This is a genomic window from Lysobacter sp. cf310 (assembly GCF_900114355.1).
Classification (GTDB): Bacteria; Pseudomonadota; Gammaproteobacteria; order Xanthomonadales; family Xanthomonadaceae; genus Lysobacter.
Genome location: NZ_FOSS01000003.1, coordinates 663,495 through 686,279, shown reverse-complemented (window position 1 = coordinate 686,279; position 22,785 = coordinate 663,495). Strand labels below are relative to the sequence as shown.

The following is a 22,785-nucleotide window of genomic DNA, read 5'->3' as shown; positions in this document are numbered from 1 at the left end:
AAAGAGAGCCCCGGAGGATGTCCGGGGCTCTCGCTTACGACGCTGCGTAGGCTTACTTGGCGACCGCGAAGGTCGTGGTCGCCGTCTTGCTCAGGCCGCCGGAGGTGGCCACCGCCGACAGCTTGTAGGTGCCGATCGAGCTGGGCCCCGTGCCGGAGGTGAAGGACACGCGCGCATAGCCGCTGGCGTCGGTGGTGGCGCTCAGGAGCACGTGGTTGACGCCGTTGGGCTTCAGCGCATCGAACGCGACGTTGGCACCCGAGACCGCCACGCCGTTCTTGAGGACACGGGCGGTGATGGACACGACTTCACCGGCCTTGTAGCTGGCCTTGCTCGTGCTCACGGTTTCGGTCAGGCCGACGACGGCCGCGGCCACGCTGTAGGTGATCGAGGCGTTGCCGGTGTGGGTGGCGCCGACGTTGCTGCTGACGCCCGCGCCGATGCCGTAGCTGCCGGCGCTGGCGCTGACGTTCGACATCACGCCCAGGGTCGCCGCGCCGCTGGCGCCCGGAGCCAGCGTGATCGCGGTCGAGGACAACTCGCCGGTCCAGCCGCTCGGAACGGTGCGGGCGATGGCGAACGACGTGTTGGCGCAGGCGCTGCTGTCGTTGTTCTTCAGGCTCAGCGTGTACTTGTTCTCCGTGCCGGCGGCGACGGCGGCGGTCGGACCGCTCAGGGTCACGGTCGGCGCCGCGCGGGTGCAGGTCGGAGTCGGCGGCTGCGGCGGCGGAGTGCCACCGGCCTGGACCTCGTAGGCGCCCACGTCGTTGGCGGCGCCCGAGGGACGCGGCTGCAGCAGGAAGTCGGTGGACATGCCGTTGACCATCGGAGCCTTGTCGGTCACCGGACTGCCGGCGAGCGGTTCGGCGTCGAAAGCCGCCAGGGTCATGTTGGTCAGCTTCGGGTCCTGGGTGCAGGTGGTTCCGGTCTGGCAGCTGCGCACCTTCCAGGCCATGTTGCCCGAGAAGGATTTGGCGGCGGGGGCGCTGCCGCCGCTGAACAGCGTCGCGGTGGCGGTGTTGGCGTAGTACGGGAAGCCGATCACCAGGTTGTTCTGGATGTTGACCTTGTCGCTGGACGCGCCTTCGCCGTAGGCGATCTGCGCATCGCCTTCGCCGGCGATGGTGTTGTGGCGCACGGTCGCGGTGTCGTTGCCGGTCAGGATCAGCAGCAGGGTGCTGCCGTACGCGCGGCACAGGTCGCCCGAGGCCATGAAGTCCTTGCCGCGGAAGTAGGTGCAGTTGCCCACCAGCACCGAGTTCTCGATCAGCGAATTGCCCTTGATCTTGACCTGGTTGCCGGCGTTGGCGACCGAGTAGATGCGGCGCAGGGTCACGGTGGTCGCGTCGGCGCCGTCCATGTAACGCAGGTCGAGGCCGTCGGAGGTGTTGTGATGGATGAAGGCGTCTTCGATCAGCCACTGGCCGCCGGTGTCGACGGTGCCGAAACCGTCGCCGTAACCGCCGGTGGTCTGCGCCCAGCAGGCCCAGGGTTCGCCGGTCGCGACGCGCTCGCCGCAGCCGTTCCAGCCGATCTCGATGTCGCGCAGGATCATCTGGCCCGAATTCGAACCGGTGCCGACGTTGCCGTCCCAGCCGGCGCTGCCGTTCTTGTTCATCTTGACGCGTTCGAGCGTCCAGTTGGACAGGCCGCCGGCGTTGAAGCCGCGCGCCGCCATGCCGTGCACGTTCACGTCGTGCATCCACACGTTGTTGGAAGCGGTGGCGTACACGCCCACGCGGGCCCAGGCCATCGCGCTGGTGCAGGCGGCCGCGGCGTTGGAGTGGTTGTAGACGCAGTCGCTGTTGTCGGTGATTTCGAGGTTGCCGACTTCGACGTTGGAGCTGCCGTCGAGGTTGAGCACGCGATGGGTGCCGGCGACGCCGACCAGCTTGGTGCCGGGCTTGCCGAGGATGCGCGTGCGCGTGGTCGCGTTCGGGCCGCTCGGGATCTTCTGCATGTAGCCGCCGCTGCCGATCTGGAAGGTGCCGGCGCCGATCAGCAGGGTGTCGCCACCTGCGATGCGCGCGCTACCGGAGGAGGGCATGGCGATGTTGGGGTTCTTCCAGGCGCAGGCCTGGGCGGTTCCGCTGCCGGGATAAGCCGCGTCGGCGCGGCCGGTGCACTGGGCGGCATCGCCACCATCGGTGCGGACGTAGAAGGTTGCGGCTTGGGCGGTGCCGAAAGCGGCGAGGCCAAGGGACGGAAGCAGGAGCGAAGAAAGTAGGGCTCTGGGCAGCTTGCGGCTGCGAAGGGTCGATAGGGACATTTAGACTTGCTACTCCGTAGGGTTCGGGATGGCGATGTGGTGGCACCTCCTTTGTGGCCGGGGGCGGATGCTAGGGATGGGGGAAGGGGTGTTTTGTGCTGTTCGTCACAGTTCACACGATCTTCACGCGTCACAAGTCGACCAAGAGCGTCTTTTGTGACGCAGAACCTGACGCAGCTGGTCATATTCAGCTGGGGTTCGGGGACATAAATGCTGAACAGGGTGTTTGAGGCCGGCGATGCCGCCGCCCACGGTCAGGTGCGGCTGCCACGGGCTTAAGTGCCCGATGGCGGGGTTGCCGAAATGCGGGTCCCGATAGACCCGGAATAGAGCGTGCCAAGCGGCCGGTGCGCCTTCACCAGGCGACGACTAATCTGACTGCGTTGAAAGCGGTTGCGTCGCATTTGGCCGTGAGACAGCTGGCTGAATATGCGTCTCGCCGAACGTTCGTGCTCGAAGTCCGGACGCACGCGAACTGGTCAGAAGGCTCGCATGCGGCAACGCGATGCCGGCGCGGCCGGCACCGGCGAGGATGAGCTCAGACGGCGAATAAAGAGTCGGCGCTTAGCCGAGCTTGCCGTCGTAATCGGTCCGATTGACGTAGCCGGCCGAGCCTTCCCGGGAAATGATCCGGCCCGGTACGCCGACCACGACCGAGTCGTCGGGGATATCCATCGTGACCACGCAGTTGGCGCCGATCGCCACGTTGTTGCCGATGCGCACGCTGCCGGCGATCACCGCGCCGGGACCGATGTAGATGTTGTCGCCCAGGACCGGATAGCCGCGATTGCGGCCGCGGTTCGCGCGTCCGATGGTCACGCCCTGGGAGATATTGCAGTTGCGGCCGATCGTGGCCTTCTGGCTCACGACGATGCCGCCGAAGTGGCCGATGTAGAAGCCGCTGCCGATGGCGGTGCCGGAGGGGATGGAAATTCCCAGCTTGTAGACCAGGTGCCCGAGCACCAGGCGCGCGAACGGATACAGCGTGTACCTGAGCCAGGGATGGCCCTTCGCGTACGCGCAGGTGCGCATCCAGAAATTGTATCGATACGACTCGCCGTGGAAGACGTAGCGCAGCAGCGCGCTCGGCTTGGCGTGGCCGGTGATCCGGTACAGATCGGACAGCACCAGGAATCGGTACTGCGCGTAGCTGATGCGCGCTGCCGGCTGCGCGCGTTGCGGGGGCGCGTCGTCCGTCGCCGTCGCCTGCTTGGATGGATGCGCGCTGTCGCTCATCGGTCGTTCGCCTTGAGCTGGGAAACCACGGCCTTGAATTTGCCGTTCGCCGATCGCGGTATCGATTCGACGGGTTCGACGATCACGCTGACGTCTCCCAGACGCTGGCGCACGCGCCGCTCTATGTCCTCGGCATCGGCCTGGTCGAAGGCGGCGGCCGGGACGACCTTCACGCGGATGCGGTCCAGCGCTTCCTGGATGATCTGTCCTTCGACGACATGGTCCTGGCCGACGAAGATGCCGTGGAAGCGGACCATCTGGCGCCCGTCCGGGCCGACCACCACGTCCTCTATCCGTCCCAGCACTTCCTTGAGCACCGGCATCTGGCGTGCGCAGGCGCAGGGCTCCGGGTCCCAGGCGGCGACGTCGCCGACGCGATAGCGGATGAAGGGCTGGTAGCGGCGCACGAAGCCGGTGGCCACGACTTCTCCGGCCTCGCCGGGATCGCAGGCGCTGCCGTCGGGGCGCAGGATCTCGAGCACGCCCGCGTCCGGACTCAGATGCAGGCGCTGGTGCGCGCATTCGCTGGCGAACACGGCGTTCTCGACCGTGCCGTACTCCTCGAACACCCGGCACCGGTAGGCCCGCTCCATGAGCGCGCGCATATCCGGCGTGAGCTTTTCGCTGGTCGTGACCACGGCTTTCAACGCGGGCACGCTGAGCTTGCGGTCCAGGATGTGGCGCGCGAGCAGGTAATAGGACACGGCGTAGCCGGTGAGCCACTGGGTCTTGTGGCGCCACAGCGCCGCCACGTACTGGTCGGCGTTCGCGCGGTTCAAATGGAAGGCAGAGAAGTAGATCTGGTTCTCCACCCGGTTGTAGCGATGGAACGGTCCGTCGCTGTTCGCGTCGGGCACCACGATGCGTCCGGAGAAGGTCGCGCGGCCCTCGTCGAAGGACGCGCCGGCCCAGTTCGCGGATCGCGCCTCGCGCAGCGCCCTGGCGTCGCGCGCTTCCCTGGCCGTCCACAGCGTCTGCACCGGCGTGCCCGTCGAGCCGCTGGTGAGAAAGCGGTAGCGCAGCAGCGGACGGGCATCGTCGCGGGCGAAGTCCTGCGGATCGCGGCGGATCGGGTCCTTGGCTAGCAGCGGCAGCTCCGCCAGGCGTCCCGCGCGCGCTGCCGCCTTTTCCTGCTCGCTCCAGGTCCGTCGGTAGTAGGGAATGTGGTCGGCGGCATGGCCCAGCAGGCTCTTCAGTTGCTCCGCCTGGTAGGCGGCGAACCTGTCCAGCGGCCAGGCGTCGCGATCGCGGTATCCGCGCAGCAGTTCGGCGTAGCCCGGGCCCGCGCGCAACCAATGGCGATACAGGCCGAACGCCGATGCGGCGATATCCTGGCCCCGCGCCGGGAGACGAGCGTAGATCTTGTCGGTCAGGCCCATGCTGGATTCCGTCGCGCTAGTGGGGCGGCGCCTGGGCGCAGGTCACCGCGCCGGCCTGGCCGCGCGCGGAGCTGCCGGCCAGCGGCACGGCATCGAAGGCGCTCAGGCTCATGTGGGTGAGGCGAGGGTTGCGGTCGCAGATCGTGTCGCCGGGGCAGTCGCGCAGGTTCCAGCCGAGATTGCCGGTGTAGCGGGTGATGGCCCAGCTCCTGCCGCCGCTGAAACCGCTCAGTTGGTCGGGCTGCAGGTAGTAGGGCGCTCCGATCGCCAGATTGTTCGTGATCGCGATGCGATCGGTCGGATCGCCCTCGCTGCGGCCGATCTGCACCGCGCCTTCGCCGATCAGGGTGTTGTGGCGCACGACGACGGTGTCGTGGCCGGTCGTCACCAGTTGCAGGGTGCTGCCATCGGCGCGGCACAGGTCCTGCTCGGTCATGAAGAACTTGTGCTTGAAGTAGCTGCAGTGGCCGACCAGCACCGAGTTCTCGATCAGGGCGTTGCCCTTCAGCTTGACCTGATTGCCCGCATTGGCCACGGCATGGATGCGACGCAGGGTCACTCGCGTCGCATCGGCGCCGTCCATGTAGCGCAGGTCGAGTCCATCGGAGGTGTTGTGATGGACGTAGGCGTCTTCGATCAGCCATTGCCCGCCGGTGTCGGTGGTGCCCAGGCCGTCGCCGTAGCCGCCGCCTTGCTGCGCCCAGCAGGCCCAGGGCGCGCCGCTGGCCACGCGTTCGCCGCAGCCGTTCCAGGCGATCTCGACGTCGCGCAGGACGATCCTGCCGGCGTTGGAGCCGCCCTCGCCGATGTTGCCGTCCCAGCCCGCGCTGCCGTTGCGGTTGAGCTTGACGCGTTCGAGCGTCCAGTCGTGCAGGCCACCGGCATTGATGCCGCGCGCCGCCAGCCCATGGATGTCGAGGTCGTGCAGCCAGACGTTGTGAGAGGCGCGCGCGTACAACCCGACGCGCGCCCAGGGCATGGCGTCGGTGCAGGCCGCGGCGGGGTCGGAGTGGCGGTACACGCAATCGCTGCCGTCGGTGATTTCGAGGTGGCCGATTTCCAGGTTGGAACTGCCGTCCAGGTTGAGCACGCGATGCGCGCCCGCGACGCCGATCAGTGTCGGCGTCGCGCCGGACCGGCCCAGCACGCGTGTCGGCTGGGCGCGGCTGGGCCCGCTGGGGATGGGCTGCATAGGTCCGCCGTCGCCGATCCGGTAACTGCCGGCGCCGATCAGCAGGGTGTCGCCGCCGGCGATGCGCGCGGGGCCGGAGGCCGGCAGGGCGATGGCCGGATCGTTCCAGGCGCAATCGGCGTTGGCGGCGCCGGCATAGGCGGCATCGGCGCGACCGTTGCACTGGGCCGCATCGCCGCCGTCGGTGCGGACGTAGTAGGTCGTTCCGCCCGCCGAGGTCGTCGCGATCGGGATATCGGAAGCGTCGCGACGGCCCGAGGGACACAGTTCCGGTACGGGTTCGGCTTCGTCCGCGCATGCGGTCAAGGAGGCGAGCGCGAACGCCGCCAGCGCCAGTCGCGGCGTTCGCCGATGCGTGCGGGTGCGGCTGAGTTGGCGGCGGCAGATGCTGATGCTGTTCCCCCTGGTCCGCGTCCGAAACTCAACGGAACGAACGCCGGGACCTCGCCGTTGCCGCCAGTCGCGGCAGCGCCCGCGCCGCGAGCGGGAAGCGTTGGCCGGCGGGCATCGGCGCCGGCTCGGGCGCGCCGGCGGCCGCGGGGACCTGGCCGGCCTGCGCCTTCATGATCCCGTAGCGTTCCATCAGGCCGCACAGGATCCAGAAGTTGGCCATGACGACGCTGTCGAAGAAGGGGCTGCCGTACAGGTTGCCCAGCGCCATCGAGATCACCGCGAACGTGAATCCCAGCTCCAGCGTGCGTGGTTGCGACGGCGCCACGGCCGCGGCGGAACGGCGCAGCGAACCCGCCAGCCGCCATAGCCGCCAGAACACCCACAGCAGCGCCAACAGGCCGAGCGGGCCGCACTCGGCCAGCGTCAGCAGAAACCCGTTGTGCGCATCCTTGCCGGCGTAGTTGGTGTAGTCGCCGATATGCTCGCTGAAGCGTCCCAGACCCACGCCGGCGGGATGGTCGCGCAGCATGTCGATGGTGCCGTTCCAGATCGAGAAGCGGCTGGTGGTGCTGACGTCGAGCGTCACCGAGCCGGTGCCGGAGACCTGCTGGGTCTGCTGGACGCGGTCGACGACGCTCCTGGGCAACAAGGTCGCCGAGGTCGCCACGATCAGCAGGCCGGCGAGCATCGCGGCGGGGATGCTGCGCGATACCAGCAGGATCATGATCGAGAACAGGCCGATCAGGTAGGACTGGCGCGAGTAGGTCAGCAGGATGGCCACGGCCAGGATCGCTGCGCCTGCGAACGCCGCCCAGCGCACCCACCGGCGCTGCCGATATTGCAGGGTCGGCGCGAACAGCATCGGCAGGAACATGGCGAAGAACACGCCGGCGCGGTTGGCCATCTTGATCTGGCCGAAGGGGCCGGTGGCGCGCTGGGTTTCGGAAAACTCGCCCAGGTTGAACGACAGCCCCTGCAGCACCGCTTCCAGTCCCGCGCCCACCGCCACCAGCAGCACCAGCAGGATCAACTGTCGGGTCTGACGCATGTCCAGGCCGCACTTGCGATAGGCGAGGTACAGCAAGGGGTATAGGACCGCGACCTTGGCTTCGCGCAGGTCCTTTTCCGCATTGGCCAGGTCGTGCCAGTGGGCGGCGATGAAACCGATCAGCATGGCCAGGAACAGGGCCAGCAAGGGCGGAACCAGATAGGCCGGACGCATCAGATAGGCCGGCTCGCGCCCGCCCATCAGCATCGCGATCACCAGCAGGGCGACCGACGTGCCGACGCTGACATCCGGCGGCAGGTGCGCCGTGTTCGGCAGCAGCACGATGGGAATGGCATAGAGCAGGCGCATCGGCTCAGCCCGTCCCGCCGGCGCCGCCGGCCCCTGCTGTCGCGCATGCGGATGCGGTATTCATTTCGCCTCCCCGCGCGCGGGACGCGTTGGCGCGCCGCTGGCTTTGGCGTCCTGCGGCGGCAGGCAGCGTTCGTAGACGGCCGAGGTCGCGGCGCCCAGCGCTTGCTGGCTGTGGTGCTCGATCACGTGTCGCAAGGCCGCCTGCGCGAGGCGTGAGCGCAGCAGCGGGTCGGCCATGCGCGACATCGCCGCGGCCAAGGCGTCGGCGTCGTCGGGACGGAACAGCAGGCCGTTGCGCTGGTCGTCGATCAGTTCGAGGTTGCCGCCCACGGCGGACGCGATCACCGCGCAGCCGGCGGCCATGCTTTCCAGCAGCGCGTTCGAGAGCCCTTCGAAGTGGGAAGGCAGTACCAGGAAATCGGCGGCCTGCATCAGTTCCGTCGCATCCGAGCGCTCGCCCAGGAAGGCCAGATCCGCCGCCACGCCCTGGTCCGTCGCGAGCCGCTCAATGGCGGTTCGCAGCGGCCCGTCGCCGGCCAGCGCGATCCAGGGGCGCGCGCCGGGCGGCATCGTCGCCAGCGCGCGGATCAGGCAGGGCAGATTCTTGACCGATACCAGCCGGCCGACGAACAAGCCGAACACGCGCCCGTCCGGTACCCCTAGCACGCGTCGGATCCGGCTGCGCTCGTCGTCGCAGAGGCCCGCGGGCACGCCGACGCCATTGGCGACGGTCACGAATTTCGCCTCGGGCGCGCGGGTGCGCTGTGCGGTGGCGCGTGCGCCTGCGTGCGAGTTGGCGATGACGGCGGCGCTGCGGCCCAGGACGTAGCGCTTGAGCCACCAGAACCAGGCCGGTCGGTCGAGCGCGAAACTGCGCTCGGAAGCGACCAGCGCCGGCCGGCGCCGCGACAGCGCACGGGCCAGGACCGTCGCCCATTCGGCGGTCAGGGAAAAAGCGTGCACGATGGCGTAGTCGCGCTCGCGCAGCAGGCGCGCGTAGGCCAGCAGGAACGCCGGGTCGATCCGGCGACGCTTGGGCAGGTAGTGCACCGGCACGCCGTCGCGACGGATCGCGTCGGCCAGGAAGGAATCGCAGCGGAAGAAGGCCAGTTCGGGCGCCCATCGGCGCCGGTCCAGGCCCATCAGCAGATGCTGAACCTGGCGCTGGCTGCCGCCCACTTCCATGCCGTCGATCACCACCAGGAGCCGTTCACGCCGCATGGTTGACGGCCCCCGTCATCAGACCATGCAGCTTGAGCGCCTCCTTGCGGGCATCGAATTCCAACTCGATACGCTGGCGTGCGGCGATCGCCAGCCGTTTGCGCAGCGGCGCGTCGTCCAGCAAGCGCTGCAGCGCCTGCGCCAGCGAAACGGCGTTGCGCTCGGCCGCCAGCAGCCCATGCACCTCGTTGCCGATCAGCTCCGGCACGCCGGACACCGGGCAGCTGACGACGGGGCAGCCCGCGGCCATCGCTTCCATCAGAGCCACCGGAATGCCGTCGCGGCTGCCGTTGGCGGCGATCTGGCAGGGCAGGGCGAATACCGTGGCCTGTTCCAGTGCCGCGCGCACGTATTCCTGCGGCTGCGCTCCGGCCAGCTCCACATAGCGTCGCAGCTCGTGGCGATCGATCAGGCCCTGCAATTCCTGACGCGCCGGACCTTCGCCGACCAGGGTGCACAGGAACGGGGTGCCGGCGTCGCGCAGGATCGCCAGGGCCTCGATCAGCGTGTGGAAGCCCTTCTCCGGAGACAGGCGGCCGACGCCCAGGATTCGGTTGCCGGACGGCTCGCGGGTCCTCGCGGAGATCTGCCGCAGATCGACCCCGCAGTGCACGACCTTCAGCTTGCGCGGCGCCAGCGCGGAGATGTTGCGATCGAGCCAGCCGACGTTGTGGCGCGAGATCGTGACCGCCAGCGCCGCATCGGCGATCTTGCGCGGCAGCAGGTGATGGTTCCTGAAGACGTCGTGCGCATGGCAGGTGAAGCCGAATGGACGCCGCACGGCGCGCGCCAGCGCCCAGGCCGCGGTGGTCGGATAGGTGGACCAATGGGCGTGGATGAATTGCGGGTCGAAGGCCTGCAGCCATGGAATCTGGCTCAGGCTCCTGACCAGGGTCGCCAGCGATTTGGCCAGGACCGCGGGCGTGCGCCAGGTGTCCGCGGCCACGGTGGCGACGGCGCCGCCGATACGCACCGGGTGCGTGAACAGCACGCGCAGGGTGTTCCACAGGGTCGGCAACGGACCGAGCGGCTGGCGCACGCGATCCAGCAAGGTCGCGGCGTCGGCCTGAACCATGGTTTCGCCGGAACGTTTCAGGGAAAGGATGCGTACGTCGACCCCAACCTCGATCAGGGTGGCGATTTCGCGAACGATGAAGGTCTCCGACCAGCTCGGAAACTGCGAGACCACATACACGACCCGTTGCAACGGCTGTTGCGTGGTCGCCGCAAGCTCCGCATAGGCTGCGTCGCGCGCGATCGCCGCCGTGGCGTCTTCGGAGCTGGCATAGACATGGCTTGCCTGCGACTGCATGGTCGTTTTACCTGGCTCCGGTTCATGAAAAACAACGTCGCGTGGCGCCATCGACGGCCAGTAGCGCGGCGACGGCCGAGGGGCGTGGCGCACGCGCTCAGCGTTGCGGCGTCCAGGTCACGATGCGTTCGCCGCGCAGGAACCGGAACAGGCTGACGGCGGAGGCCAGGTTGGTCAGCAGGAAGTAGTAGGGTTTGGCGAGCAGGCGCGATTTGCCGGGCAGGCGCGGCGAGGCGAATCCGAGCAGGCCCGCCGACAGCAGCGCGAGCTGCAAGGCCAACAGCCATGCGTAGCGCCCCTGCAGCGCGAGCGCCGCGTTCGCGAGCAGGGCGAGCATCCAGAACACCGGCGACAGGTACCGGAGCAGCTTGTGCGACCACAACTGCCAGGCGAACGCGCCGAATCTGAACGGGTTGAGAAAGCGCTTCTGACTCGCCAAGGCCGAGAGGCTGCGCATGCCGACGCGCACGCGCATGGCCAGCTCGCGATCGGGGTGGTCCAGGGTGGTTTCGTAACACATCGCATCGGGTTCGAGCACGGTGCGCAGGCCTTGCTCGCGCACCAGCATCGCGACCACGAAGTCGCTGATCAGCTCAGGGGCGATGTCGCGATAGGCGCTGCGGCGGACCGCATACAGGCAACCGGAGACGCCGATCAGCGAACCGATCTCGCTCTCGGCCATGCGCAGCATGATTTCGTAGTTCCAGTAGGAGGTGCCGCCGCGACCGGTGGCATCGTCGCCTTGCGCGACATAGCTGAGGCGGCCGGCGACGCAGCCCACCGCCGGGTCGTGGAAGTTGCGCGTCATCGCGCGCAGGGCGTCGGTTGCGATCCGGGTGGTGGCGTCGGTGAACAGCAGGATATCGCCGGAGGCGGCAGCCGCCGCCGCGTTCTGGCAGGCCGTCTTGCCCTGGCGCCCCTCCACGCGCAGCAGGCGGACCCCGCCGATGCCGAGGCCGCGCACGATGTCGTCGGTGCCGTCGCTGGAGGCGTCCGAGGCCACGATGACGTCGATCCGCCCTTGCGGGTAGTCCAGGGCCAGCACGTTGCGGACCTTGAGCGCGATGTCCTTCTCTTCGTTGTAGGCCGTGATGATCACGGTGACGGACGGGGTGATGGGCTGCTTGCGCGTCGCGCGCGGGCGGACGCGCGCGATCGCGATCGCCAGGACCGGATAGCCCGCGTAGACGTAGGCCAGCAATCCGACCGAAGCCCAGAACACAAGCTCGAGCATGCTCCCAAACCCTCCGTCAGCGCTGCCACCACAGCGTCAGGAATACGGCGTTCTCCGTGTACTCCTGATCGGCGACATTGGATTTGCGCTGGTTCCGGACTGCCTCCGCGCGCCAACCCCAGTGCCGCGTCAGCTGATAGTTGACGCCCAGGCTGTACACGCGATCGCGATCTTCTTCGTTGCGGCTCAGGAATTCGCGGTTGCGCACCGAGCCGGTGAAGAACAGGCTGACCAGGGGGCGCAGCCGGTAGTCGACTTCGAAGAACGCGCCGCGCTCGCGGCGGTCGGCATCGCCGCGGTCGATGTAGCGCAGTTCCCGATACAGCGGGCGCACGCGCAAGCCGAGGCGTTCGCCCCGATGGCGGTAGTCGAGCTCGACGTCGCGCTGCCGGTACACGCCGGACGACACCAGCGAGGAGGACGAATCCACCAGATCCGGCACCAGGCTTTCGTCGGGGTCGCGCAGCCGCACCACCAGGTCCTGGACCTGGTCGGCGAACTGATGACGGGCGCGGAAACGGAAGCGGTTGCGCGAGTCGGGTTGCCACTGCACCGTCGCCCGCGCGATGGTGGTGGTAGGGTCGTCGCCGCTGTCGCGATTGAGGCGCGAATGGCCCAGGTCCAATTCGTACTCGACCTTGCGCAGCCTGCCTTCATAACGGACGAAGGCGTCGGTACGCGTGTAGTCGACGGCGGTCGGGGCGTCGTCGAATCGCGCCTTCATGGAGGTCAGGTTGAGCGAGCCTTTCGAGGTCGGGCTCAGGTCGCGTTGCAGGGAGGCGGCCGCGCTGTAGCGCTCGCCATCGAAGTCGGGCGCCACTTCGGCATGCGTGCTGACCCCTCGCAGGTCGAGCTGGAAGCGGGTCGCATCGCCCATCCGGGCGAAGAAGCTGGGCCCGCCGAGCAGGATGTTCACCCGCTGCAGGTTGCCCGGATAGCGCCCGCCGCGGAAATTGATCGGCTCCTCGCTCAGGTAGTCCTCGACGACCAGGTTCATCCGCTTCGGCAGCAACGACCAATTGAGCTGGCCGGCGAATTCGCTGCGGCTCTCGTCGTCGAACTGGTTGCCGAAGTAGCGGCGGCGCTCGAATTCGCCGCGCGCCTGCAGCTCGACCGCGGCGCCTTCCTCCTTGAGGTCGAACTTGATGCGCGGGACCAGGACCGTGTCCTCGGCCTGGTTGTCCTCGCTTTGGTTGATATTGTCGCTGTGCAGCGCTTCGACTTCGATACGGTAGTTGAGCCGCGCGGCGTGCGCGTCGCCGGCCAGCGCCGCCGCCGCCAATATCGCCAGGTGCAGCCGGGTCCGGCGCGCGTGCGCGCGCGGCGGGGCGATGTACGCAGCGCGGCGGTCAGGCGCTCTCATTGAAGATCACGCCGGCGAACTTGGCCGGGTCGAAGTTGGCGGCGGCCGCGGCGATCTCGGCGGCGGTGTTGCGGCCGTATCCCGCGACCAGCACCACCACGTCGGCCAGTTCCGACAGGATGCGCGCATCGGGCGCGCCCAGCGTCGGCGGGCTGTCCAGGACGATGTAGCGATCGGAGTAGCTGCTGCGCAGCGAATCCAGCAACAGGCGCATGCGGAACGAGGAGAAGTACTCGGTCTCCATCTCGCTATGGGCCGAGCGCCCCGCCGGAATCAGCTTCAGGCGCGGGATGACGGTGCTGTAGATCATGTCGTCCACGTCGGCGTCGAGGTCCTCCAGATAATTGATGAGGCTGCCGCGGGTGTCGTTGATCTTCATCACGGCATGCTGGACCGGATGCAGCAGGTTGCAGTCGATCAGCAGGGCGCTGCGCTCCTGGTCGAGGGTGATGGTGAGCGCGAGGTTGCGGGCCACGAAGCTGCCGCCGCAGCCCGGGCCGACCGGCGCGACCAGGGTGATGAAGTTGTCCGTCGCCGTCGCCAGCAGGCGCGTGCGCAGCTCGCGGAAGGCGTTGACCAGTTGCCGGTTGGCGCCGTCGGCGAAGGGGATGATCGAGCGCTCGACCAACTGCTCGGGCGTCAGCGCGGTGCCGCCGTCGCGGCGCACGACGCTTCTTTTTCCGGGTCCGATGTCGGTCATGTGGGCCGATGCGTCCACCGCGTGGCGATTGAAGTCGTTCATAGGACATCCGTCATTTTCAGGACGAACACGACACCGTAGATCAGGGGCACGAGCGCGAACAGGATCGATCCCATCCTCATCCGCTTGGCGTGCTGTGCGGTCTGGTCGTAAGTCAGGTGCAGCGGAATGACCCCAAGCACGGGCAGGCCCGCATCGCGTTCGATCTGCAGCGGCGTGCGTACGCGCGGGTCGTGCTTGACCAGCATCGACAGCATCACCAGCGGAATCACGATCGCCAGCAGCAGGCCGGCCACGGCGAAATGCATCAGGCGCAAGCCCGTGGACTGCAGCGGAATCGAAGCCGGTTCGAGGATCTGGAAACCCAGGCTGCGGCCGTCGGCGTCCAGGCTCATGGAGACGCGCGCGTTCTCGCGTCGCTTGAGCAGGTCGTCGAACATTTCCTTGTTGATGTCGTGCACACGGGTCAGGGCGGTGACGGTGCCTTCGTCGCCGATGATCCTGCGGCTGCGTTCCAGCTCCTCGCGCAACAGCGCCTGCGCGGTGGCCAGCCGCGAAGCCGAGGCCGCGCCCTGGCGGCGGACTTCCGCCAACTGGGCGCGCAGCTGCTGATAGACCGGGTTCATCGAGCCGGTATCGCCCGGCAGCACCGCGGCGCCGCCGGAGTTGGCCGAGGGGTTGCTCTGCAGCTCGCGGATCTGGTTGCGGACCCGCACCACGTCCGGGTGCTGGGCGGTATAGCTCAGCATCAGACGGTCCTGCTCCGCCTGCAGGGTGGCGAGCTGGACGTTGGTCCGGGTAGAGCGGGAGATGGTGTTGAGCTGGCTTTCGCGCGAGAGCTGGCCTATCACCTGGCGCTCCTGCGCACCGACGTCGGCCAGGTCCATGGCGGCGTTGTCGGCGGCGCGGCGCAACTCGGCGATGCGTGCGGAAACGTCGGTGTCGACGCCCGGCATCGCGTCCGGGTTCGCGCTGCGGTATTCGCGCAGCTTGCGGTCGGCCTCGGAGAACGCGCGCTGGTAGTTGTCCACTTGCGCGTCGATGAACTGATACGCGGAGCGGCTCGCGCGCGCCCGGGAGTCCAGCACCTGTTCGATCAGCGCCTCCGAGAACCGCTTGGTCACGGCATAGGCGCGCTTGGGATCGGAGTCCGAATAGGTGATCTTCACCAGGCTGAGCTTGGGATCCGTCGAGCGCGTCTGGGCGCGGTCGGTGACCGCGATGTCGGTGCTGTTGATGATGGAATTGATCAGCTCCTGCTTGCGCAATGGGCTGGGGTTCGACTCCAGCCAGCCGCCGGCCTTGAGCACGTCCGCCATGACCCGGCTGCCGAACAGCACCTCGCGCGAGATCACGGCGCGGGCGACCTCGTTGGGGGCGGTGGTGCGCCCCTGCATCAGCGGCGCGATCGGCGTGTTGTCCTGGACCAGCACCATCGCCGACGACTTGTAGGTGGACGGATTGACCAGGCCCCAGGCCAGGAACAGCAGCGCAGTGGCAGCGAAGATGGTGGCCAGCGGCAGCAGGTAACGCCGGAATTCCCTGCGCGCGACCGACAGCATGGTCAGCGTCGGCAGGCGTTCCGACGAGGGGCCCGGCAACAGTGGTTGCCCGTACGGATTGTTCACAGAACGCGCTCCGGTACCGTGATCACGTCGCCGGGGGCGACCTTGTAGTTGGTGCTCAGGTCGCCGGCATTGAGGATGTGGTCGAGCTGCACCCCATAGGCCTGGGCGCCGTCGCCGCTCTTGCGGTGCAGGCTGGAGCGGTCGGCCGCGGCGAACTCGGTGACGCCGCCGGCGGCGAGGACCGCATCCAGCACGGTCATGCCCTGGCGATAGGGAATCGAGATCGGCGTGCGCACCGCGCCGGTGACCCGCACCCGCGACAGATACTCGTGGCTGCGCAGTTCGGTGATGATCACCGTCACCTGAGGCTCGATCACATAGGTCGCGAGCTTGCCTTGCAGCTCCTTGGCCACGGCGTCCGGCGTTCGGCCGCCGGCCATGACATCGCCGACCAGAGGAACCGAGATCATGCCGTCGGGGCGGACCGGCGTCACGATGCTCAGCTCGGGATTGCGCCACACCGAAACCTGGACGCGATCGTCGACGCCGATCTGGTATTCGTCCGCGACCGGGGCGGCGGCCGGCGGGGCGCCCGACGCGAGGTTGCCGGAACTGACGCAACCGGCAAGCATTAGGGGCAGACACAAGGCCCAAAGGGCGGCTGCAACGCGCATGGCGATTCTCCGATTGACCCCTCTTGAACAACGCCGAGCACCGATGCGCCCGGCCAGATCCAGCGGTATCGGAAGCCCGTTCCTTCAAGCCCCGTAGTAGTCGCGGTACCAGTCGACGAAGCGCGCGACCCCGACTTCCACCGGGGTCGACGGCGCGTAGCCGACGTCCCGGCGCAGCGCCGTCACGTCGGCGCAGGTGTCGGGCACGTCGCCCGGCTGCAGCGGCAGCAGGCGGCGTTCGGACGTTCGTCCCAGGCAGCCCTCGAGCACCTCGATGTAGCGCAGCAGTTCGACTGGCTGGTGGTTGCCGATGTTGTAAAGCCGGTAGGGCGCGCCGGACGCGGCCGGCGTGGGCGCCGCCGCGGCGTAGTCGGGATCGGCGGTTGGAATCCGGTCCAGCGTGCGGACGATGCCCTCGACGATGTCGTCGATGTAGGTGAAGTCGCGGCTGTGGCGGCCGTGATTGAACAGCTCGATGGGCTCACCGGCGAGGATCTTGCGGGTGAAGAGGAACAGCGCCATGTCGGGCCGGCCCCAGGGGCCGTAGACCGTGAAGAAGCGCAGCCCCGTCGTGGGCAGCCCGAACAGGTGGCTGTAGGTGTGCGCCATCAACTCGTTGGCCTTCTTGGTCGCGGCGTACATGCTGACCGGATGGTCGACGTTGTCCTCGACCGAGAACGGAAGCTTGCGATTGGCGCCGTACACCGAGCTGGACGAGGCGTACACGAGGTGCTCGACGGCGCGATGGCGGCAGGCTTCCAGGATGTTCAGGAATCCGACCACATTGCTGTCGACGTAGGCGCGCGGGTTCTCCAGCGAGTAGCGCACGCCGGCCTGCGCGGCCAGGTTCACCACCCGCTGCGGCCCGAACGAGGCGAAGGCGCCGTCCACGGCCGCGCGGTCCTCGAGCGAACCGAGGACGAAGCGGAAGTTGCGCTGCGGCAACAGGCGCGCCAGGCGCGCCTGTTTCAGGCTGGGGTCGTAATAGGCGTTGAGGTCGTCGAAGCCGAGCACTTCGTCGCCGCGCGCGAGCAGCACCTCGCTCAGCTTCGCGCCGATGAAGCCCGCCGCGCCGGTGACCAGTACGCGCATGGCGCTCACAGGCAGCCGTCGACGCTGGCGCGCGGCAAGGCGCGCTTGACGTCGAAGAGCACGGCCCCAGGCACGCCCAGGCCGCGGATGCGCTCCGCGCCCATGGCCACGAACTCGGCATGCGCCACCGCCAGCACGACGGCGTCGTAGCGGCCGGGCTCGGGCTCGGCGACGAGCGTCACGCCGTATTCCTCATGCGCGTGGCCGGCGTCGACCCAGGGGTCATGCACGTCGACCCGGGCGTTGTAGCAATGGAGTTCGCGAATGATGTCGACCACCTTGGTGTTGCGCAGGTCCGGGCAGTTCTCCTTGAACGCCAGCCCCAGCACCAGCACCCGCGCCTGGGTCATGTCCTGGTTGCGCTGACGCATCAGCTTCACCACCCGGCGCGCGACATGGCTGCCCATGCCGTCGTTGATGCGGCGCCCGGCCAGGATCATGTCCGGGTGGTAGCCGATCTGCTGGGCCTTGTGGGTGAGGTAGTAGGGATCCACGCCGATGCAATGGCCGCCGACCAGGCCCGGACGGAACGGCAGGAAATTCCATTTGGTGCCGGCGGCTTCGAGCACCTCGTGGGTGTCGATGTCGAGGCGATGGAAGATCAGGGCCAGTTCGTTGATCAGGGCGATGTTGACGTCGCGCTGGATGTTCTCGATGACCTTGGCCGCCTCGGCCACGCGGATGCTGGAGGCCTTGTGGGTGCCGGCCTTGATGATCCGCCCGTACAGTGCGTCGACCAGATCGGCCGCCTCCGGGGTCGAGCCGGAGGTGACCTTCATGATGGTTTCCAGGCGGTGGTTGGGGTCGCCCGGGTTGATGCGCTCGGGGCTGTAGCCCGCATGGAAGTCCTGGTTGAACGTCAGGCCCGATTCGCGCTCGACGATCGGCACGCAGATCTCCTGGGTCGCGCCGGGATACACCGTCGACTCGTAGATCACGATGCCGCCGCGCCCGATCGCCCGGCCCACCGTGCGGCTGGCCGACTCGAGCGGGCGCAGGTCGGGCCGCTTGTACTCGTCGATGGGCGTCGGCACGGTCACGATGAACACGTTGCAGCCGGCCAGCGACGACGGATCGCTGCTGAATTCCAGCTGCGCCGCCTCGCGCAGCTCCTGCGCCGAGACCTCGCGGGTATGGTCCCGATGCGCTTGGAGTTCGGCCACGCGCGCGGCGTCGATGTCGAATCCGACGGTCGGGAAGCGCTTTCCGAATGCCGCGGCGAGCGGCAGGCCCACATAGCCCAAGCCTAGGATTGCGATACGGACCTCGTCCAACGAGGCCAATGGGGCATTACTTGTCAAGCAGACCTCCCCTGACGGTCGACTTTCGAGCCCGTGGTGCGGTATCCGGTCTAGGGGTTAACGCCAGCCGGGCGCGATCGCGGACAGCCGGCGACGAGCGGAGCGGTGAAGCGGGCGAACGGACGCGGGATTGGACGCCCGCAGCCGCATTCCGCGTTGTCCAGGAAACCACGGCAGCAGCGGCGTACCCAGATGGCCGGCCAGACTACGAAGTGCGTCTTGGTATGCGGTGGAGCCGGCTACATCGGCAGCCACACCTGTACCGCGTTGGCGGAGCGGGGGCATCGCATCGTCATCGCCGACAATTTCGCCAACAGCTCGCCGCGCGTACTGCTGCGCCTGCAGCGCATCGTCGGCGCACCGGTGGAGTGCGAGCGCCTGGATTTGCGCAGCAAGTCGGCCGTGAGCCGGTTGTTCAAGCGGCATCGCTTCGACGCGGTGATCCACTTCGCCGCGCTCAAGGCCGTCGGCGAGTCGTTCGAGCGGCCGCTGGCCTACTTCGACAACAACATCAGCGGCACCATCAACCTGCTCGGCGCCATGCACGATGCGGGGGTGACGCGCTTGGTGTTCAGCTCGTCGGCCACCGTGTATGGCGATCCGGAGCGCGTTCCGATCAACGAGCAGGCGCGCCTGGGCGTGACCAACCCCTATGGCCGCACCAAGCTGGTGATGGAGCAGCTGATCGAGGACCTGTGCCAAGCGGACGGCTGCTTCCGCGCCGCCAACCTGCGCTACTTCAACCCGGTGGGCGCGCATCCTTCCGGCCTGATCGGCGAGGACCCCGCGGGCATCCCCAACAACCTGATGCCTTATATCTGTCAGGTCGCCGCGGGGCGGCGCGGCAAGCTGAGCATCTTCGGCGACGACTATCCGACCCCGGACGGCACCGGAATCCGCGACTACATCCACGTGATGGACCTGGCGCGCGCGCATGTGGTCGCGCTGGACTACCTGATGCGCGGCGACGGCAACCTGACCGTCAACCTGGGAACCGGTCGCGGGATCAGCGTGCTGGAACTGGTGCATGCCTTCGAACGCGCGTCCGGCTGCAGCATTCCTTATGAGATCGTGGCGCGGCGCCGCGGCGACGTCGCCGAGGTCTACGCGGATCCCTCGCTCGCGCGGCGCCTGCTCGGATGGCGGACGCGGCTGGACCTGCACGCCATGTGCCGCGACGCGTGGCGGTGGCAGTCGATGAATCCCGACGGCTACCAGCGTCCGACGGCGAAGACGAAGTCCTCGCCGCTGGCGTCGCGCAAGACGATGACCTAGGCCGCGCGGCCCGCCTGCGCTCGGCAGCGGTCCCCGACGCCGCCACCCGATCGGCCAGGGCCCTCGTCGGTGCCGATCCGGGGACCGATCGGCGAGCCGGCGCCGCGCTCGACGGGCCGCGCCTGCGTTCGCCTGCCCGCGTCATCGCGACGGTTGCGCCCCTTGCCACGCGACTCGGACGAACGGTCGTGCGATTGCTGCTGCGCGGCATGACGCAGGCGACGGGCGTGCTAGCTTCCGCTATCTTTGTTTTTGTGCGCAGCGTCAATGATCCGGCGTATGTCGTAGTCGCGACGCCGTTGACGTGGTAGTTCGCACGGGGGGGCGCGTCTAGGGGGCGTGCCTGCGCGGTTCGCGCAGTAGTCAGGGTCGTCAATTCGCAGGGCCAGATCTCCGCCGGCAGGTGCCGGCGGTTTAACAATGTCAGGGGAGGTCGCGATGAGTGCACGCAAGTCGGCTAGCCAGGGAACACGGAACCATGGACGTCGGCGTCTCGCTTTTGCGGTAGCGGCGGCGCTGGCGGCGATGACCGCCGCGCCGTTGTACGCGCAGCAGGCGCCGTCGGACGCGAGCGCGAAGGACGAGGAAGAGGCGACCACGCTCTCCGGTCTCACCGTGACCGCGCAGAAGCGCGAGGAAGCGCTGCAGGACGTGCCGATCGCGATCACCGCGCTGCCGCAGCAACTGCTGCAGGACACCGGCGTGCGCGACGTCAAGGACTTGCAGGTGCTGGTGCCCGGCCTGACCGTGACCAGCACCCAGAGCGAGGCCCAGACCACCGCGCGCATCCGCGGCATCGGCACCGTCGGCGACAACGCCGGCCTGGAGTCGTCGGTCGGCATCGTGATCGACGGCGTCTACCGCCCGCGCAACGGCGTCGGCTTCGGCGACCTGGGCGAGATCGAGCGCATCGAAGTGCTGAAGGGCCCGCAGGGCACGGTGTTCGGCAAGAACACCTCGGCCGGCGTGATCAACGTGATCACCCGCCGCCCCGACTACAACACCAGCGTCGAGGGCGAGTTCACCGTCGGCAATTACGGCGCGCTCGGCCTGGCGGGCGCCTTCAACACGCCGATCGGCGACAACGCCGCGTTCCGCATCTACGGCGCCCAGCGCGAGCGCGACGGTTTCGTCGACGTGCGCACCGGCGCCGGCCCGCGCCAGGAAAAGGAAGACTTCGACCAGAACTTCCATACCCTGCGCGCGCAGTTGCTGCTGGAGCCGACCGAAAACCTCGATATCAACCTGATCGGCGATTTCACCAGCCGCGAAGAGAACTGCTGCGTGGGCGTGACCACGGTGCGCGGCGGCACCGGCGCGATCATCGACGCGCTGTCGCCGGACTCCGGCGTGGCCCCGGTCGCCGACCCGTACGCGCGCATCGCCTACAGCAACCGCAGCACCGAGCAGGACATGAAGGACAAGGGCGTCTCGGCCGAGGTCAACTGGATCACGCCCTGGTTCAACAACGCCACCCTGACCTCGATCACCGCCAAGCGCGAGTGGCGCGCGATCAACGGCCTGGACTTCGACTTCAGCAGCGCCGACCTGCTGTACCGCAACGCCGACGAAGACGAATCGCTGACCGAGTTCAAGACCTTCAGCCAGGAGTTCCGCCTGACCGGCTCGACCGACAAGATCGACTGGATGTTCGGCCTGTTCTTCTCCGACGAAGACTTGAACCGCAACGAGACCTACCGCATCGGCAACGCCTACGAGCCGTATCTGTCGACCGCGCTGCTGGCCCTGATCAACCCGGCCCTGGCGCAGTCGCCGACCGCCGCGACCTTCCTGTCGCAGACCACCGGGCGTCCGTTCGGCACCGCCTTCGCCGGTTTCGGCGCCGACGACAAGTACCGCCAGAACGCCAAGACCAAGGCCTTCTTCACCAACAACACCTGGCATGCGACCGACGCCCTCGACGTCACCCTGGGCGTGCGCTATACCCAGGAGAACAAGGAACTGGATTCGCGCTACAGCAACCCCAACGGCAGCCCCGGCTGCGCGTCGTACTTCGGTCCCAACGGCCAGGTCAGCCCGGCCGCGCAGGGCCGCATCGCCGCGGCGCTGACCGGGCGCGGATTGCCGTTCGCCTCGCTGCCGCCGGCCCAGCAGGCCGCGATCATCAGCAACATCATCGGTTACAGCTGCCTGCCCTGGGCCAATCCGCTGCACAACGGCCGCGCGACCCATCAGGAGAGCGACGAGAAGGAATGGTCGGGCACGCTCAAGCTGGCCTACCGCTGGAACGACCACGTCATGACCTACGTGTCGGGCGCGCGCGGTTACAAGGCCGGCGGTTTCAACCTCGATCGCGTGCAGTCGGCCAACGGCCTGTCCAGCGCGGGGCAGGGCATCCGTCCGGTCGACGACACCTCGTTCCCGGGCGAGTTCGTCAACAGCTTCGAGCTGGGCGCCAAGACCACCTGGGCCGACGGCAACCTGCTGCTCAACGCCACCTTGTTCCACCAGACCTATTCGGACTTCCAGCTCAACAGCTTCCTCGGCACCAGCTTCGTGGTGCGCTCGATTCCGGAAGTGATCTCGCAGGGCATCGACACCGAGATCCTGTGGCAGCCGCAGAAGGGCCTGATGATCCAGGGCGGCCTGACCTACGCCGACACCCGCTACGGCGACGAGCGTCCGGGCGGCGACTTCGTCGCTCCGGGCGGCACGGCTCCGGTCGGCGCGCTGTACAAGCTGCCGGGCAGCCAGGTCAGCTTCGCGCCGTACTGGTCGGGCTCGGCTTCGATCACCTACGACTGGAACTTCGCCAGCGACCTGGTGGCGCGCTTCAACGTCGGCGCCAAGTACATGTCCGACTACAACACCGGCTCCGATCTGGATCCGGAGAAGGACCAGGGCGCCTTCACCGTGGTCAACGCGCGCATCGCCATCGGCCGCCGCGACCGCCGCTGGATGGTCGAGTTGTGGGGCCAGAACCTGTTCGACGAGGAATACGCTCAGGTCGGTTTCGACGCGCCGCTGCAGAACGTGTCGCCGCTGCCCAACAACGCCTTCAACTCGTTCAACGCCTTCCTGGGCGCGCCGCGTACCTACGGCGTGACCTTCCGGGTCTCGTACTGAGTTCATCGCGCTTTCGGACCGGCGCAGCGCCGGCCGGAAGCGGGGCGCACACCGCGACGCGCGGGCCGCAAGGCCCGCGCGTCGTCGTTTCCAATGGCTTTGGATGCCGCTCTGGGGTAGGAGCGACGT

Annotated in this window: 16 protein-coding genes; 2 read left to right on the top strand and 14 right to left on the bottom strand. The window is 68.0% G+C overall.

The annotated features are described in order from the left end of the window. Nucleotides 1-52: 52 nt before the first annotated feature. The 14 genes from BMZ45_RS14345 to BMZ45_RS14280 all read right to left on the bottom strand — a co-directional run bounded on the left by BMZ45_RS14345 (nt 53) and on the right by BMZ45_RS14280 (nt 18,276). Nucleotides 53-2,047, bottom strand: coding sequence for a choice-of-anchor Q domain-containing protein (locus BMZ45_RS14345; RefSeq protein ID WP_139215519.1), 1,995 nt, complete (start codon nt 2,045-2,047; stop codon nt 53-55). Nucleotides 2,048-2,833: 786 nt separating this feature from the next. Next, nucleotides 2,834-3,505: a serine O-acetyltransferase gene (locus tag BMZ45_RS14340; RefSeq protein ID WP_091637191.1), complete on the bottom strand. Its 672-nt coding sequence runs from the start codon at nt 3,503-3,505 to the stop codon at nt 2,834-2,836. Beyond that, the gene (locus BMZ45_RS14335; RefSeq protein WP_091637190.1) at nt 3,502-4,884 is read right to left on the bottom strand and encodes a phenylacetate--CoA ligase family protein; all 1,383 of its coding nucleotides are present in this window, start codon (nt 4,882-4,884) and stop codon (nt 3,502-3,504) included. Before BMZ45_RS14335 ends, BMZ45_RS14340 begins: the two co-directional genes overlap by 4 nt. Before the next feature lie 16 nt (nt 4,885-4,900). Continuing rightward, entirely contained in the window at nt 4,901-6,382 is a 1,482-nt protein-coding gene (locus BMZ45_RS14330; protein ID WP_091637189.1) for a hypothetical protein, read from the bottom strand. Nucleotides 6,383-6,497: 115 nt separating this feature from the next. Further along, nucleotides 6,498-7,826, bottom strand: a complete 1,329-nt coding sequence (locus BMZ45_RS14325) for an O-antigen ligase family protein (protein ID WP_091637188.1) — start codon at nt 7,824-7,826, stop codon at nt 6,498-6,500. A 60-nt stretch (nt 7,827-7,886) separates the two neighbouring features. Beyond that, on the bottom strand, nt 7,887-9,050 hold the full coding sequence (locus BMZ45_RS14320; RefSeq protein WP_091637187.1) for a glycosyltransferase: 1,164 nt from the start codon (nt 9,048-9,050) through the stop codon (nt 7,887-7,889). Further along, on the bottom strand, nt 9,040-10,362 hold the full coding sequence (locus BMZ45_RS14315; RefSeq protein WP_175489070.1) for a glycosyltransferase family 4 protein: 1,323 nt from the start codon (nt 10,360-10,362) through the stop codon (nt 9,040-9,042). Before BMZ45_RS14315 ends, BMZ45_RS14320 begins: the two co-directional genes overlap by 11 nt. 97 nt (nt 10,363-10,459) lie before the next feature. Next, nucleotides 10,460-11,596, bottom strand: coding sequence for a glycosyltransferase family 2 protein (locus tag BMZ45_RS14310; protein ID WP_091637185.1), 1,137 nt, complete (start codon nt 11,594-11,596; stop codon nt 10,460-10,462). A gap of 16 nt (nt 11,597-11,612) precedes the next feature. Next, nucleotides 11,613-12,959, bottom strand: a complete 1,347-nt coding sequence (locus tag BMZ45_RS14305; protein WP_091637184.1) for an outer membrane beta-barrel protein — start codon at nt 12,957-12,959, stop codon at nt 11,613-11,615. Beyond that, entirely contained in the window at nt 12,946-13,701 is a 756-nt protein-coding gene (locus tag BMZ45_RS14300) for a CpsD/CapB family tyrosine-protein kinase (protein WP_091637183.1), read from the bottom strand. The genes BMZ45_RS14305 and BMZ45_RS14300 overlap by 14 nt, the downstream gene beginning before the upstream one ends. Beyond that, complete coding sequence (locus BMZ45_RS14295; protein WP_139215518.1) at nt 13,698-15,287, bottom strand: hypothetical protein; 1,590 nt, start codon at nt 15,285-15,287, stop codon at nt 13,698-13,700. The genes BMZ45_RS14300 and BMZ45_RS14295 overlap by 4 nt, the downstream gene beginning before the upstream one ends. After that, nucleotides 15,284-15,901 (bottom strand): XrtA/PEP-CTERM system exopolysaccharide export protein, encoded by a 618-nt coding sequence (locus tag BMZ45_RS14290; RefSeq protein ID WP_091637181.1) that lies wholly within the window; start codon nt 15,899-15,901, stop codon nt 15,284-15,286. Before BMZ45_RS14290 ends, BMZ45_RS14295 begins: the two co-directional genes overlap by 4 nt. An 84-nt stretch (nt 15,902-15,985) precedes the next feature. Further along, complete coding sequence (locus BMZ45_RS14285; RefSeq protein ID WP_091637180.1) at nt 15,986-16,993, bottom strand: NAD-dependent epimerase; 1,008 nt, start codon at nt 16,991-16,993, stop codon at nt 15,986-15,988. A gap of 5 nt (nt 16,994-16,998) precedes the next feature. Then, nucleotides 16,999-18,276, bottom strand: a complete 1,278-nt coding sequence (locus BMZ45_RS14280; RefSeq protein WP_091637179.1) for a nucleotide sugar dehydrogenase — start codon at nt 18,274-18,276, stop codon at nt 16,999-17,001. A 210-nt stretch (nt 18,277-18,486) separates the two neighbouring features. On the opposite strand from BMZ45_RS14280, the gene galE reads away from it, so the two are divergent. Both galE and BMZ45_RS14270 read left to right on the top strand, forming a co-directional pair. Beyond that, nucleotides 18,487-19,569 carry a UDP-glucose 4-epimerase GalE gene (gene galE, locus BMZ45_RS14275; protein WP_091637178.1) on the top strand — a complete coding sequence of 361 codons (1,083 nt, stop codon included), beginning with the start codon at nt 18,487-18,489 and terminating at the stop codon, nt 19,567-19,569. 525 nt (nt 19,570-20,094) lie between these two features. Continuing rightward, nucleotides 20,095-22,656, top strand: a complete 2,562-nt coding sequence (locus tag BMZ45_RS14270) for a TonB-dependent receptor (protein ID WP_091637177.1) — start codon at nt 20,095-20,097, stop codon at nt 22,654-22,656. Nucleotides 22,657-22,785 lie beyond the last annotated feature (129 nt).